General features: G+C 65.2%; 12 protein-coding genes and 1 riboswitch. Of the genes, 6 read left to right on the top strand and 6 right to left on the bottom strand.

The window, feature by feature from the left end; genetic code table 11:
- Nucleotides 1-23: 23 nt before the first annotated feature.
- Nucleotides 24-1,514, bottom strand: a complete 1,491-nt coding sequence (locus Q5H89_RS03855; protein WP_305017981.1) for a hypothetical protein — start codon at nucleotides 1,512-1,514, stop codon at nucleotides 24-26.
- 230 nt (nucleotides 1,515-1,744) lie between these two features.
- On the opposite strand from Q5H89_RS03855, the gene Q5H89_RS03850 reads away from it, so the two are divergent.
- Complete coding sequence (locus tag Q5H89_RS03850) at nucleotides 1,745-2,080, top strand: four-helix bundle copper-binding protein (RefSeq protein WP_305017980.1); 336 nt, start codon at nucleotides 1,745-1,747, stop codon at nucleotides 2,078-2,080.
- A 72-nt stretch (nucleotides 2,081-2,152) separates the two neighbouring features.
- Here Q5H89_RS03850 and Q5H89_RS03845 read toward each other — a convergent pair whose 3' ends face one another.
- Nucleotides 2,153-2,725, bottom strand: a complete 573-nt coding sequence (locus tag Q5H89_RS03845; RefSeq protein WP_305017979.1) for a helix-turn-helix domain-containing protein — start codon at nucleotides 2,723-2,725, stop codon at nucleotides 2,153-2,155.
- A 9-nt stretch (nucleotides 2,726-2,734) separates the two neighbouring features.
- Nucleotides 2,735-3,088 carry a hypothetical protein gene (locus tag Q5H89_RS03840; protein WP_305017978.1) on the bottom strand — a complete coding sequence of 118 codons (354 nt, stop codon included), beginning with the start codon at nucleotides 3,086-3,088 and terminating at the stop codon, nucleotides 2,735-2,737.
- A gap of 160 nt (nucleotides 3,089-3,248) precedes the next feature.
- Here Q5H89_RS03840 and Q5H89_RS03835 point away from each other — a divergent pair, with 160 nt between their 5' ends.
- Nucleotides 3,249-3,515, top strand: a complete 267-nt coding sequence (locus Q5H89_RS03835) for a hypothetical protein (protein ID WP_305017977.1) — start codon at nucleotides 3,249-3,251, stop codon at nucleotides 3,513-3,515.
- 69 nt (nucleotides 3,516-3,584) lie between these two features.
- On the opposite strand, the gene Q5H89_RS03830 is transcribed toward Q5H89_RS03835, so the two are convergent.
- Together Q5H89_RS03830 and Q5H89_RS03825 are read right to left on the bottom strand one after the other, a co-directional pair.
- Nucleotides 3,585-4,673: a YncE family protein gene (locus Q5H89_RS03830; RefSeq protein ID WP_305017976.1), complete on the bottom strand. Its 1,089-nt coding sequence runs from the start codon at nucleotides 4,671-4,673 to the stop codon at nucleotides 3,585-3,587.
- Nucleotides 4,674-4,726: 53 nt separating this feature from the next.
- Entirely contained in the window at nucleotides 4,727-6,754 is a 2,028-nt protein-coding gene (locus Q5H89_RS03825; protein ID WP_305017975.1) for a TonB-dependent receptor plug domain-containing protein, read from the bottom strand.
- Between the two features lie 162 nt (nucleotides 6,755-6,916).
- A riboswitch (cobalamin riboswitch) is annotated at nucleotides 6,917-7,138 on the bottom strand.
- Between the two features lie 128 nt (nucleotides 7,139-7,266).
- Between Q5H89_RS03825 and Q5H89_RS03820 the strand changes: the two genes are divergently transcribed.
- The gene (locus Q5H89_RS03820) at nucleotides 7,267-7,896 is read left to right on the top strand and encodes a DNA-3-methyladenine glycosylase (protein ID WP_305017974.1); all 630 of its coding nucleotides are present in this window, start codon (nucleotides 7,267-7,269) and stop codon (nucleotides 7,894-7,896) included.
- 10 nt (nucleotides 7,897-7,906) lie between these two features.
- Here Q5H89_RS03820 and Q5H89_RS03815 read toward each other — a convergent pair whose 3' ends face one another.
- A complete protein-coding gene (locus Q5H89_RS03815; protein WP_305017973.1) occupies nucleotides 7,907-8,929 on the bottom strand; it encodes a cation diffusion facilitator family transporter in 1,023 nt (340 codons plus the stop codon).
- A 266-nt stretch (nucleotides 8,930-9,195) separates the two neighbouring features.
- Here Q5H89_RS03815 and Q5H89_RS03810 point away from each other — a divergent pair, with 266 nt between their 5' ends.
- The 3 genes from Q5H89_RS03810 (at nucleotide 9,196) to Q5H89_RS03800 (ending at nucleotide 13,606) form a co-directional block, all read left to right on the top strand.
- Nucleotides 9,196-10,533, top strand: coding sequence for an Nramp family divalent metal transporter (locus tag Q5H89_RS03810; protein ID WP_305018454.1), 1,338 nt, complete (start codon nucleotides 9,196-9,198; stop codon nucleotides 10,531-10,533).
- 222 nt (nucleotides 10,534-10,755) lie between these two features.
- Nucleotides 10,756-13,203, top strand: coding sequence for a TonB-dependent receptor (locus Q5H89_RS03805; RefSeq protein WP_305017972.1), 2,448 nt, complete (start codon nucleotides 10,756-10,758; stop codon nucleotides 13,201-13,203).
- Nucleotides 13,204-13,399: 196 nt separating this feature from the next.
- Nucleotides 13,400-13,606, top strand: a complete 207-nt coding sequence (locus tag Q5H89_RS03800; RefSeq protein ID WP_305017971.1) for a hypothetical protein — start codon at nucleotides 13,400-13,402, stop codon at nucleotides 13,604-13,606.
- Nucleotides 13,607-13,612 lie beyond the last annotated feature (6 nt).

Raw genomic sequence — 13,612 nt, 5'->3', positions numbered from 1 at the left:
GATTTTGAGCAGCTCGCCCAAAGCTACATGGCCCGCATCCAGGGCGCCGTCAGGCGCACGTACACCGAGGCCGAGAGCGGCAGGCGGCCGTAGCCCGGCCCCACGTAGCCCAGGCCGTAGCGGTCGGCCTGCAAGGTTTGCGGAATGAAATAGCCCGTAAGCTGGCCGCCCAAGCTTAGCTCGGGGCCGCGGGGGCCGCCCACGCTGGCCAGGCGGTAGCTGCTGCCCAGCGTGAGGGCATGGATGTTGAACGTGAGGGCTAGCAACTGGTCGTTGGGGCCGGAGGCGTAAAAATTCAGCTCTTCGCTGTCCTTTTGCACCCACTCGTAGCGGCCGTAGAAGGTGGGGCGGCCCAGCGTGAGGTTGGTTTCGGCCAGCACGGCGTGCTCGGCGTGGGCCGCGTGGCCCTCATTCATGCCCCACACGAGCGAAGAAGCGATGTAGTGCCGCTCGCCCCAACTGTAGCTGTGCAGCACCGAGGCCGTGGTGCGGGTCACGTTCTCGTCGGGGTGCAGGTCTTCGGGGCTTTTGATGAAGGCGCGGCTCACCTGCAGGGCTAGCGTGCGGGTGGGGTTCCAGTTGAGGCGGGCAGCCCAGGAGTCGGCCCGGGGCCGGTCAAAATCGAAGCGGTACTGGTCGGGCTCGCGGCCCGTGAAGTTGCTGCCTTCCAGCTTAAACTGCTTGTAGCGCAGCCCCAGCGTAGCCACCCCGAAGGTGATGTGCGTGGCATCGGTCCAGTGGTGCGAAAGCGGCGCATCGGGGTTCGGCATGGCCGACAAGCGGTGCATAAACGCGGTGGGCCCAATGGCCGGCTCGCCGGGGTAGCCGAGGTAAGCCGTCAGGTCCACGTCCTCCGAAAAGGCGTGTGTGTAGGCCACGCTCAGCCCCGAAAACAGGTCGTGCGGGTGCTGCTTATCAATGAGCGGCTGGCCTTTATACGATTCGCCGGTTTGAAACAGCAGCGGGTAGCCACCGCGCGTTTCCGTCAGCGCATCCAGGCTCATCATCAGGCTCAGGTTCAGCAACCCGCGCTCGCCTACCCGGCGCTGGGCCATGGTCATAAACCAATTGGGGCCATCCACGGTATTGGCCTGCCCGCGCTTGCCGTCGTGGTTGAAATTCTGGCTCGTGTAGCGCCCAAAGGCGGCACCGTGGTACATCAGCATCCAGGGGCCTTTGTGCTGCATCCACATGTACATGGGCGTTTGGTCGGGCTGCCAGGCCGTGCCCGAGCCGTTGCGGCTCATGGGCAGGTGGCGCGAGTAGGCGTGGCTCATGCCGGGCATCGCCATCTCCATGCCGCCGTCCATGTCCATGCCGGCCATGTGGTGCGCGTGGCTGGTATCGGCAGCAGCAGGTTTGGCTAGAGGCGCTTTGGCGCGGTGGGCAGTGTCGGGCGGCGCAGCTTTGGTGGGCATGGCCATGCCGGGCATGGCGTGGTGCTCGTGCTGGGCCAGGGTGGGGCTAGCGGCCAGGGCGCTAGCCAACGCAACCAGGTAAGTAGCTTTTTTCATAAGAAGACGCAGTTAATCAACTGCTCATCTAACGGTAAAACGGCGCCCGCAGTGGCCCGCTCGCCCGGCAAGGTTAGGGCAGGGGAGGTGCAAAATTCGGGCAAGCGCCCGGCTAGCCCCGGATTTTACACGCGCCCGGCCCGCACCTTACACCGCCACCGGGCTAGCCCACTCCGTACAAGAAGCCTGCCCTGGCCACGGAGGCCACCGCCTACTTACTCTTTTCTTTTATGAAAAACGCTCCCGCCGATTACCGCTCCCTGCTCGATGTCCTGGCCCGCTGCGTGGCCGCCTGCGAATACTGCGCCGATGCCTGCCTGGGCGAAGACGACGTAAAAATGATGGTGCCCTGCATTCGCACCGACCGCGACTGCGCCGATATCTGTCGGCTCACGGCCGCTTTCATCGCCCGCAACTCGCCCCATGCCAAGCACATTATCAAGGAGTGCATCGAGATTTGCCAGAAGTGCTACGACACGTGCGCCCAGCACCAGCACGACCATTGCCAGCAGTGTGCCCAGGCCTGCCAGGCGTGCCTGGAGGCTTGCAAGGCCTACGCGGCCTAGCCGTCTTAAAAGCGCAGAAAAAAAGGCCCTGCTTACGTAAGCAGGGCCTTTTTTTATAATGCAAGCCAATGCTTAGGCCAGCGCATCCATCGAAAGGCGGTCGGGCTGCAACATGCGGCGAAACTCGCTCACCGAGCGGCCCGTCACCTGCCGAAACTGGTTGCTCAGGTGCTGGCCCGAGCTGTAGCGCAGCTGGTCGGCAATCTGCACCAGCGTCATCTCGCCGTAGCTGAGCAGCTCCTTCACGCGCTCTATCTTCATGCGAATGAGGTACTTCTCAATAGTCAGGTTCGCGGTGCGCGAAAATACCTTGCTCAGGTGCGAGTAGGTGGTAGCGAAGCGGTCGGCCAGAAAAGCCGAGGTCGTGAGCGGGGCCGGGGCCGTGCGCAGGTGTTCCAGGTAATCCTGCAATACCGATTTAATCTGCTCGGTGAGCTGCTCGGCGCGGTCGAGCAGCACGTCGAAGCCGGCTTCGCGCAGCAGCGGGGCCACCACGCGGGGGTCAACGGGCGTGCCGGGGGCTAGCTGGGCCTGGCCCAGGGTCACCTTGGTGGGCTCATAGCCGGCCTTCACCAGCAAGTTCTGAACCGCCTCGACGCAGCGCGGGCAAACCATGTTCTTGATATGCAGCAGATTGGTTTTCACGGATAGAAATTAAGGTAATGAAGTGGAACGACGCGGGGCCGGCGGCCGGCGGGTGGGCGCGCTGGCCCGCCGCAGGGGCGCCGGGCTAGCCGCTCCCGACCAGCTTTTGCCAAACCAGTGGGTGGTGGCCCAGCCAATAAACGGAATTACGGCCAGAAAAGTAACGGATAACAGGCAAAATCCGATGAAAAAGGCTGCACCAAGGCGCCCAAAAAAACGGTCGCCTGCGCCGAACAGGTACAGTATCAGGCTACTACTGAGTACAAAGCTAATGCCGGCCAGCATACCCACCCGCCGCCAGCGGTAGGCCGCCAGGCGCAAGCGCAGGCGCGAAAGAAAAGAAGCAGGAGCGGAGCGGGCCATCGGGGGCAAATTTACCGCCGCCGCGGCAACTGCGCCCGCCGGCCCGGGCGGCAGCAACCCGCACCGGCTTTTTGCGGTACTAGCGGGCGGGGTCGCTTTGCGAATTACCTTGCCTATCCTTTCTCACCGGCCGCTACGCGGCACTCATTCTTTCCCTGTTATGACGCGCACCTACCGCCTGCTCGGCCTCCTCGCCACGCTGGCCCTGCCCCTCGCCGCCTGCAACACCGGCACCAAGGCCGGCGATACCAACGTGGAGCTTGGCTCGACCAAAAAGATGGTCCCGAATACGGCGCCCGCCAATGCCGGCGCCGACTCGGCCGCCGCCGGCCTGGCCCGCGATACCACCCACCGCCCCACCGGCAAGCAGCTCTACAAAGCCGCCGACCGCGCCATTGACCGCAACCACGACGGTATTGCTGACTAAAACGCTGACAATGAAAAATAAAAAAGCCGCCCAACTCGGGCGGCTTTTTTTATTGGCGCGAAAAGCGGGCTAGTAAAATACCGCGCCGTTGGACCCGATGCCGGTATCAACCGAGTCGAGGCGGGTGCCATTGGCGTTGTAGCGAATGAGCTTGCTAGCCCCCGAAAACGAGGCGTCCGACACGTAAATTGTGTTGTCCTTGGGGTCGATATCGAAGCCGTAGAAGGCCGTGAGCGCCGAAAAGCGCCGGCTGATGAAGGGCGTAGCGGGCAGGCTGCTGGCCGTCACATCCAGGCGGTACTCGCTCTTGCCGAGCGTGTAGTATAGCTGGTCGCCGGCCGGGCTGCTGCGCAGCTTGCTGGGCGAGCCTGCGGCGAAGGGCAGCTTGGTTTGCACCGTGGGCGTGCCGGGCGCAAAGCGAATGAGCGCCCCCGGCGTAGATGAGATAACGGCATACGTGACCGGGTCGTACTTGGTAATGCCGCCGCACAGCACCCAGATGTTGCCGCTCTTATCGGCGGCCAGGCTGCTGGGCCCGTCGCTCACCGTAATGGTATTCGTAACCTTGCCCTGGGCCGGGTCAATCACGGTCAGCGTGTTTTCGTCCGAGTTAGGCACGTATACCAGGCCGTTGAAGCTCAGCGGCTTTTCGGGGTAGCGGCCGGTGGGCAGGGTGCCCGTTACGGTGTTGGTAGTCAGGTCGATGATGGAGACGCGGCCGGCCGTGCTGCTCAGCCACTCCGTCACGTAGCCCTTGCCGGCGGAGGTGCTCACCAGGTAGCGCGGCTGCACCAGGTTGCTGATGGTAGCTACCGACTTAAAGCTGGGCAGCGACACGACCTCCACCTTGTTGCTGTTGTTCACCACCACGTAGCCGGTGTTGTTGTACACGCTCATCGACTGCGCCACATCGCCGAGCGCCCGGCCATTAGCGGTTTGGAAAATGTCGGCCGTCACGGCCTTCGTGTTCTTATCAAAAAACGTAACGGAGGCCGTCGATTTGCCATAGGCGCCTTCGTTGGTGATGTACACGTTGGAGCCCGTGCCGGTGGGCGTAGGGGTCACGTCGGTATTCTTCGATTCGCAGCTAGCCAGCAATAACGCACTGAAAGCCAGTGCCAGCGCCGGCCGAAAGCAAGTAGAAAACAGGTTTTTCATTCCAGAAAAAGAAAAGGGTAATTGAAAATGCCGAGGTAAGGCCACTGCCAGCCCTAGCGCCAGCCCACGCGCAGGCTGGCTTGCAGCGCGCGCGGCGGGGCCGGCCGCGCCGAGTAAGTGTAGTAGCTGCTATTAAGTAAGTTGGTGCCCTGCACCAGCACCGTGAAGGCCAGCGGCCCCGCGCCGCGCAGGGTGTAGCCGGCCGTGGCCGCCAGCGGCCAGAAGGCCGGCAGGTAGCTCGTGCCCGAGTTGTCGGTATACACTAGGCCGGTGCGGCCCAGCGTAGTACCCAGCTGCCAGGCGCCGAGCGTCTGGTCGAGGCTGAGGGCTAGCTGATGCAGCGGCACAAAGGCCAACTGCCGGCCGGTGGGGTCGGGGTCATCGGCAGCGCCCTGGGTTTTCTGGGTCGAGGTAAGGGCGTAGCTGGCGCGGCCGTGCAGCCCGTAGCGGCCCCGGCCGTAGCGCAGGCCCAGCGCTGCTTCGAGGCCCTGGCTGCGCACCTGGCGCAGGTTGCGCGGAGTATAGATGCCGCGGTCGTTGGGCAGCCACTGCACCCACTCGTTCACGGTTTGCGAGTAGGCCGTTAGCTCGCCGGTGAAGGCCGTGGCGCGGCCCAGCGGACGCTGGTAGCGCAGGCCGGCCTCGCCGCCCACGCCGTTTTCGGGGCGCAGACCGGGGTTGCCGCCGGGCTGCCAGTAGCGCTCATTCAGGGTAGGGGCACGGTAGGTGCGGGCCAGGTTGGCCTTGGCGGTAAGCGTGTGGCTAAGTGGCTGAAAGGCAGGATGAACAGAATCGGGGGCTAGCGGCGGGCGCGAAAAAACATCCCACTCGGCCCCCACGGTGGGCGTAAGGGGGGCTAGCCCCGCCGGCAGCAGCGCCTGGCGCAGGTTGCCCGTCAGGCGCAGGCCCGGCCGCGGGTCGAGGCGCAACAGGGCAAACGCGGCCCCCCGGTTCTCGCTAATGGCCCCGCCGTAGCCATCTGCCCCAGCGGCAAAATGCTGGGCCTCAGCCCCAAGCCGCAAGGTGGCGCGGCGGCCCAGCGGGCGTGTGTACTCGCCCTGCGCCTGGGTGGTTTTCACGTCCGAGTTGCTGCGCGCCACCTGGTCGGAGGTGTAGTTCAGCACGTCGTCGAACCACGCCGTGCGCACCGCCCACTGGCCGCCGCCGGCCAGCACCCGGCGGTAGCCCAGCAGCAGGCGGCGGCTCTGGTCGCGCTCGCGGGCGTGGTCGTTGGCCGCGCCCGCCGCAATCTGAATCTGCCGGTCGGCATCGGTAAGCCAGGCGCCGGCCGTGAGTTCGCCGGCCGCGCCCAGGCGCAGGGCCACGTCCTGGCTCAGGCTCCACTGGTGCAGCAGGGCAGCGTTTTCGGCGTAGCGCCGCACGAGGCCCGTAAACTCGGGGTTGAGGTAGGGGTAGTTATTGGCGGCCTGGCGGTAGCTGGCGGCGGCGCGCACGGCCACCCGGCCGCCGGCCGCCTGCACGGTGGCGCTGCTGCCGCGCAGGCCCCAGGCGCCGAGGTCGCCCTGCACGGTGGCCCGCAGCGGGCCAGGCCTGAAATCGGCCCCCGTGTCGAGCAGCACGGTGCCGCCGATGGCGCCGTTGCCGTAGAGCGCGGCGGCCGGCCCGGGCTGCACCACCACCTCGCGCAAGCCGTTGAGGGGCAAAAGGTTGAAATCGGCCTCGCCCAGCGTGGGCAGGTTGATGTTGAAGCCGTTCCAGAGCACGGCCGTGTGGCGCGCCGCCGTGCCCCGCAGGCTGATGGACGCCAGCTGCCCCGGCCCGTAGTTTTTGACGTAGGCGGGGGTGCGGGCTTGCAGCACGTCGGCCACGGTGCCGGTGCGGTACTGGCTCAGGGCCAGCGAATCGACGGCCCACTGCGTGGTGCCCACCGCAAAGCGGCTCGGGCGCACGGCCCGCACCTGCGCTTCGGGCAGCCGGTGGGCGCGGGTGGTAAGCGTGTCGGGGGGGCGCACCTGGGCGGGCGCGGCGGGGCTAGCGGCCAGCAGCGCCGCCAGGGCACCGGCCAGCCGCCCGCCCGTTGGGCGAGAAAATACTTTGGCAAAAAGGTTGAAAACCAACACGAACTAAATTTTCAAGCGAAAATTCAGTCCAAAACCCTGTCGAAATTTTTGGCCGAAGCCGAAAACCGCGCCGGGGCTGAGGCCGAAACCACCGCGCCAGCCCCGCCGCTAGGGCAAGGCAGGCAGAGTGCTTCCGTTCTCCGCCCGTCCTCCGCGAGCGCTGAACCTGTGAGTGCCCTGGCAGGTCTCCTGGCTTGCGCTGCCGGGTGGGCGGCCTTCCCGCTGCCTGGTTATCAAGATGATAAGCCAGGCTGGCAGTGGCGTGGGGTGCCCACCCCGATGTAGCGCGTACAGTTGCGGGGACAGCTTCGGCTTCTAACCGAATTCCCTTTTCAACCTCGCTCCGTGGGTAGGAGTCCGGTCACCGTGGCGGGGGCAAAAGTACGGCAGGAAAAACCGTTTGTCCTTGCGAGCGTAGCGAAGTGGAGCGCGGCAATCTTTCCTTGTTGCTAGGGAGCACTGCTCTCAGTCCCTAAGGAAGGATTGCCGCGCTCCACTTCGCTACGCTCGCAATGACAGATGACTTTGATGTTCATAAGCACGTGCTGCCGCTCGCCTTTTACCAGCGCCCCGACGTGCTAGCCATCGCCCGCGAGCTGCTCGGTAAGCACGTTTTTACCCTGCTTGATGGCGAGCTGACCGGCGGCCGCATCGTCGAAACCGAGGCTTACCGGCACGAGGGCGACCCTAGCCTGACCCTGCATTTGCAGCGCAAGGCCAGGCAGGCGCAGGCGCTTTACCAGCCCGGCGGCCACGCCTACCTCTACACCGTGTACCGCGTGCACACGCTCTTCAATATTATTACCCACGACGCCGCGCACCCCGATACCGTGCTCATCCGGGCCATTGAGCCGCTCGCGGGCGTGGAGGTTATGCTGCGCCGCCGGGGCCTGGCCACGGCGGCCCGCAACCTCACCGCCGGCCCCGGCGTGCTCAGCCAGGCGCTCGGCCTCTCGCCCGCCCTCAATGGCGAGCCGCTCACTGGCCCGCGCATCTGGATAGAAGATGCCGGTGAGGTCGTGCCCGACGCCAACGTGCTGGCTAGCTCCCGCGTGGGCCTGGAGTACGCGGGCGAAGAGGCAGTAGCGCTGCCCTGGCGCTTTCGCCTGAAAGACAGCAAGTGGACCAGCCCGGCGAAATAACAGGGCGCAATCAGCTCCTCCCCGGTATCTGCTCGCTGCTCATGCCCAGGTGGTGGCGCTCGTCCTTCACGGCGTTGTGAATATCCCACACAATTTCGCGCTCGAAGGGGTGGCGGCGCACCGGGCAGTCGGGCATGTGGCACAGCGAGCAGGCCGCAAACGAGCACGGGTCGGCGTGCACAAACATCTCGACCTCCACGGCCGCGAAGCGGGCCCGGATAAGCTCCTCTACCTCGTGGATTTCGGTGTGAATGCGCTCCAGCGAATAGTAGTAGGGCATCTGCATGTGGCAGTCGATGTGCAGGTTGGCGCCGTAGCGCTGCACGCGCAGGTTGTGCACGTCTATCCAGCAGGGGCGGCGCAGGCGCTGCAACTCGGCAATAACCTCGGCCACGGTGGTGAGGTCGCTCTCATCCATGAGGCCGCCCACGGCGCTGCGCACCAGCTGGTAGCCGTTGTAGAGAATAAACGCCCCCAGCGCCAGCGCCGCGCCGCCGTCCAGGCGCATGAAGCCCGTGAAATGCACCAGCACCAGCACCGCCGAGGCCACGATGCTCGTGAGGGCATCGAGGTAGAGGTGCTTGCCATCGCCCACCAGCGCCACCGACTGCACCCGCCGCCCGGCCCGCACCAGCCATAGCCCCAGCCCAAAATTGACCAGCGCCGTGCCCGCCAGCAGCAGCACCCCAAAGTCGGGCCGCGCCACCGGGTGCGGGTGCAGCAGCGAGCGCGTAGCATCAAACAGGATGAACGCCCCCGCGCTGATAATGAGCGCGCCCTCGAAGCCAATGCTCAGGTATTCGACCTTGCCGTGGCCGTAGGGGTGGTTTTCGTCCTTGGGCTGGTCGGCCAGGTAAAGGCTATACAGCGCAAAGCCGCTGGTGAATACGTTGATGATGCTTTCGAGCGCATCCGTCAGCACCACCTGCGAGCGGGTGAGGCGGTAGGCGTAAAACTTGGTGAGTACCAAGACGATGCTCACCACGAGGGAAAGCAGGCCCAGGCGGCGCTTGAGGCCGGGAGAAGCAGACATAGAAACGAGGCTAGGGCCTGCAAAGGTCGGCACGCCCTGGCGGAGTTCCGGCGCTAGGGTAAGCTTTCGCCGGCCAGCCGCCCGATGGATTTATTATCTGGCGGGTGAAATCTCACTGTACGCAAGGCAACTTTTTTGCCGAAAAAACAGTATTTAGGGTAGTTTAAAAATATTTTTAGGCTAGCCTAAAAATCCTGCTACCTTTGTTTCAGTTCTTGATTCGCAACGCATTGCTACCTACTGCTACCTCTACTGCTGCTCCTGTCATCGCTCCCGAGGCGCCCGAGCCGGGCTGGCGGCACGCCCGCCGGGGCACCTCGCTCAGCGAAGTGCACGCCAGTATTCCGATGCCGGGGCCGGGCGCCACGTTCTGGCAGCGCTTCCGGGCCTACTGGGGGCCGGGGCTGCTGGTGGCCGTGGGCTACATGGACCCCGGCAACTGGGCCACCGACCTGGCCGGCGGCGCGCGCTTCGGCTACACGCTGCTGAGCGTGGTGCTGATTTCCAACTTGTTTGCCATGCTCTTGCAGCACCTGGCCGCCAAGCTGGGCATCGTAACCGGCCGCGACCTGGCCCAGGCCTGCCGCGACCACTACTCCAAGCCCGTGGCCGTGGCGCTGTGGGTGCTCTGCGAAATCGCCATTGCGGCCTGCGATTTGGCCGAAGTCATCGGCTCGGCCATTGCCCTGAACCTGCTGTTCGGGCTGCCGCTGCCCTGGGGCGTGGCCATCACCACGCTCGATGTGCTGCTGGTGCTGCTGATGCAAAACAAAGGCTTTCGGGTGATTGAGAGCCTGGTGGCCGGGCTTATCTTCTTGATATTTGCCTGCTTCGTGTACGAGATTGTGGCCTCGCACCCCAACTGGCTAGGCCTGGCCCGGGGCCTGGTGCCGCAGCTCGAAGTAGTGACCAACCCGGCCATGCTCTACGTGGCCATCGGCATTCTGGGCGCCACCGTGATGCCGCACAACCTGTACCTGCACAGCAGCATTGTGCAGGTGCGCCAGATAGAGCCTACCGAGGCCGGCAAGCGCCAGGCCGTCAAGTTTGCTACTATCGACAGCACGGTGGCGCTGTTCCTGGCTTTTTTCATCAACGCGGCCATCCTGGTTACGGCCGCTGCCGCCTTCCACGGCAAGGGCCACGAAGACGTGGCCGACATTGCCGATGCCCACAAGCTCCTGACGCCGGTGCTGGGCGCGGGCGCGGCCAGTGCGCTGTTTGCCATCGCCCTGCTGGCCTCGGGCCAAAGCTCGACGCTTACCGGCACCCTGGCCGGCCAGATTGTGATGGAAGGCTTCCTCAACCTGCGGCTCAAGCCCTGGGTGCGGCGGCTCATTACGCGGCTGGTGGCCGTGGTGCCGGCGCTGGTGGTGGCCATTCTCTACGGCGAAAAGGGTACGGGCCAGCTACTGGTTTTCAGCCAGGTAGTGCTGTCGCTGCAGCTCTCGTTTGCGGTGGTGCCGCTGGTGCTTTTTACGAATGACAAGCTCAAGATGGGCGTGTTTGTGAACCGGCCCTGGGTGCGCGTAGCCTCCTGGGCGGTGGTGGGGCTGATTATTCTGCTCAACGTGTTTCTGCTCTGGGAGACGATGGTGGGGTGAGGTCTGCGCAGACCTCACCCCCTGGCCCCCTCTCCTTAGGGAGAGGGGGAACTAGCATCTAACTCTAGACTAGATTCTAGAACTAGTTCCCCCTCTCCCCAAGGAGAGGGGGCTAGGGGGTGAGGTGCACGCCAAGGTTACTAGAGCAATTCAACTACCAGGTTTTTTCCTTTTTCAAGCCGCCCGCCAGCTGGCTCCTGGCCGCGCCTTTGCCTTTTGAATATGAAAAAACTGCTCCTCATCCTCCTGCTCATGCCCACCCTGGCTAGCGCCCAGGCCCTGCGCGGCACCGTGCAGGATGCCACCGGCCACCCGGTGCCCTTCGCCAGCGTGGCCGTGCCCGCCTTGCAGCAGGGCACCACCGCCGATGAGGCGGGCACCTTTGCCCTGGCCGGGCTGCCGGCGGGCCCGCACCGCCTGGCCGTGAGCGCCGTGGGCTACGCCCCGGCTAGCCCCACCGTGACGCTGCCGCGGGCCGCGCCGCTCATTATCCGGCTACAAGCCGATGAGCAAAAGCTGGGTGAAGTAGTCGTAACGGGCGTGGGCCGCGCCACCGAGCTGCGCCGCTCGCCGGTGCCCATCGCGGCCCTGAGCCAGCGCGAGCTGCGTATCAATGCCAGCACCAATGCCATTGATGCGGCGGTGCGCGGCGTGCCGGGCCTCACGGCCGTGACCACCGGCCCCAATATCAGCAAGCCCTTCATTCGGGGGCTCGGCTACAACCGGGTGCTCACGCTCTTCAACGGGCTGCGGCAGGAGGGCCAGCAATGGGGCGACGAGCACGGCATCGAGGTTGATGCTTATGGCGTAGACCGGGTGGAGGTGGTGAAGGGCCCCGCCAGCCTGCTCTACGGCTCCGATGCGGTGGCCGGCGTGGTGAACCTACTGCCCGCCCTGCCTACCGGCCCCAGCGGCGAGCTGCACGGCGAGGCCCTGGCCGAGTACCAGTCGGTAAACGGCCTGCTGGGCCAGTCGCTAGCCCTCAACTACCAGAAGGCTGGCCTGCAAACCAGCTTCCGGGCCAGCCACCGCCTGGCCCATGACTACCGCAATGCCGTGGATGGCCTCGTGTACAACACCGGCTTTCGCGAGCTGACGCTGACCGGCATGGTGGGCGTGCAAAAAAGCTGGGGTGGCGCCCACCTCTGGCTGACGAGCTACGACAACTACCAGGAAATTCCCGACGGCAGCCGCGACTCGCTTAGCCGGGCCTTTACCCGCCAGGTATTCGAGAGTGATAACGACGACCTCAAAAACCGCCCCGTGGTGAGCGAGAGCGACTTGCGCAGCTACGCCACCGGCGCGCTGCGCCAGCACATCCGGCACTACCGGGCCTTCGCCAGCGGCGAAATCAAGCTGGGCGCGGGCGAGCTGCGCCTGCTAGGGGGCGTGCAGCAAAACCACCGGCAGGAGTTCAACCACCCCACCGCGCCCGGCCAGCCGGGCCTCGACCTGCGCCTGACCACCGCCAGCTACGAGGTGCGCTACCTGCTGCCCACCTGGCACGGCATCGAGCTTACGGCCGGCGCCAATGGCATGAGCCAGACCAACAGCCACTTGCAGGCCACCGATTTTCCCATTCCGGCCTACCAGCTCTTTGATATTGGCGGCTTTGGCGTGGCCAAAAAGACTTTTGGACCGCTGGAGCTGACCGGCGGCCTGCGCTACGACGTGCGCCGCCTGCGCTGGGACGATTTTTACCTGGCCCCCGACCCCGCCACCGGCTTCGAGGGCGCGGCCGAGGCGAGCACGCCGGGCGCGGTGCGGCCGTTTGTGGCGTTCGGGCACGTGTACCAGGGCTTGTCGGCGAGCCTGGGCGGCAGCCTGGCCCTAGGGCCGCACTGGGTGCTGCGGGTCAACGTAGCGCGCGGCTACCGCGCCCCCAATATCACCGAAATCGGCGCCAACGGCCTCGACCCCGGCGCGCACATCGTGTACCTGGGCAACCGCGATTTTCAGCCCGAGTTTTCGGTGCAGGAAGACCTGGGGGTGCTTTGGCAAGGCAAGGAGGCCGAGGCGAGCGTCGAAGTTTTCCACAACTACGTGGAAAACTTCATCTACCAGGCCCGCCTCTTCGACGGCCAGGGCCAGCCTGTGGAGCTTGTGCCCGGCAACGCCACTTACCAGTACCAGCAGGCCGCCGCCCGCCTCTACGGCGGCGAAGTCAGCTTCAACCTGCACCCCGGCGCCCTGCCCTGGCTGAGCTGGCGCAGCGCCGCCGCTCTCGTTATTGGCCTCAACGCCCACCCCGGCCTGCTGGCCAGGGTGGGCGTGGCCGGCCGCTACCTGCCCCTCATGCCGGCGCCCCAGGCCCGCACCGAGCTGCGCCTCACGGCCCCCGCTAGGCCCGGCCGCCTCACTGCCAGCTACCTGCGCCTGACCCTGGATGGCACCGCCCGCCAAACCCGCTACTACGCCGTAGATGGCGCCGAAACCACCACCGCCGGCTACCTGCTGCTAGGGGCCGGCGTGGGCACCACCCTGCGCACCAAGGCCGGCCGCGAGGCCGTGCAGCTCATCGTGCAAGCCGATAATTTGCTGAACACCGCCTACCAGAGCCACCTCAGCCGCCTCAAGTATTTCGAGTATTACGCGGCCTCGCCCAGCGGGCGCACGGGTATTTTCAGCCCCGGCCGCAACGTGGGCGTGAAGGTGGTGGTGCCGTTTTAGGTGAGCGAATAAGCTGTATAATTGCCAGGGTATTTGAGGTGTAATTACTAGCGCTAACGAGGCCCGTACCATGCTGATTTTTACCGTTCCTGCGTTGCTCCTGAGCCTGCCTACGCTGGTGCAGGCGGGGGCTACCTTTTGGCGCTTGCGCTCGCATGAGAGCGACTACTTGTGGGCGGTATTTTCTTGGGCACTTTTGGCACAGCTAGTGGCCGGTCTGCTCGCTACGCTGGTTTCAGGGCAAGGCTTTGCCCAAAAAGGCATGCAGTGTGCCACGGGTGCGGTGGTTTTTTTTAGTGGCGGGCTGGTGCTGGCGGCCACCGCCACGCCCTTGCTAGCCCTCCTGGCAGTGCTTATGCGCTGGCTATTGGCCCGGCGCCCGAACCTCTGGGCCGCGCCGTAGGTTTGT

It is taken from the genome of Hymenobacter cheonanensis (assembly GCF_030581075.1).
Classification (GTDB): Bacteria; Bacteroidota; Bacteroidia; order Cytophagales; family Hymenobacteraceae; genus Hymenobacter.
Note: the sequence above shows the minus strand (reverse complement) of the source record. Positions and strands in the feature narration are given on the sequence as shown.

Bases quoted from the DNA above. Each gene is read 5' to 3' on its own strand.
- Q5H89_RS03840 (WP_305017978.1), bottom strand. From the start codon at position 3,088: ATGGCCCGCTCCGCTCCTGCTTCTTTTCTTTCGCGCCTGCGCTTGCGC.
- Q5H89_RS03850 (WP_305017980.1), top strand. From the start codon at position 1,745: ATGAAAAACGCTCCCGCCGATTACCGCTCCCTGCTCGATGTCCTGGCC.
- Q5H89_RS03815 (WP_305017973.1), bottom strand. From the start codon at position 8,929: ATGTCTGCTTCTCCCGGCCTCAAGCGCCGCCTGGGCCTGCTTTCCCTC.
- Q5H89_RS03830 (WP_305017976.1), bottom strand. From the start codon at position 4,673: ATGAAAAACCTGTTTTCTACTTGCTTTCGGCCGGCGCTGGCACTGGCT.
- Q5H89_RS03835 (WP_305017977.1), top strand. From the start codon at position 3,249: ATGACGCGCACCTACCGCCTGCTCGGCCTCCTCGCCACGCTGGCCCTG.
- Q5H89_RS03805 (WP_305017972.1), top strand. From the start codon at position 10,756: ATGAAAAAACTGCTCCTCATCCTCCTGCTCATGCCCACCCTGGCTAGC.
- Q5H89_RS03855 (WP_305017981.1), bottom strand. From the start codon at position 1,514: ATGAAAAAAGCTACTTACCTGGTTGCGTTGGCTAGCGCCCTGGCCGCT.
- Q5H89_RS03820 (WP_305017974.1), top strand. From the start codon at position 7,267: ATGACAGATGACTTTGATGTTCATAAGCACGTGCTGCCGCTCGCCTTT.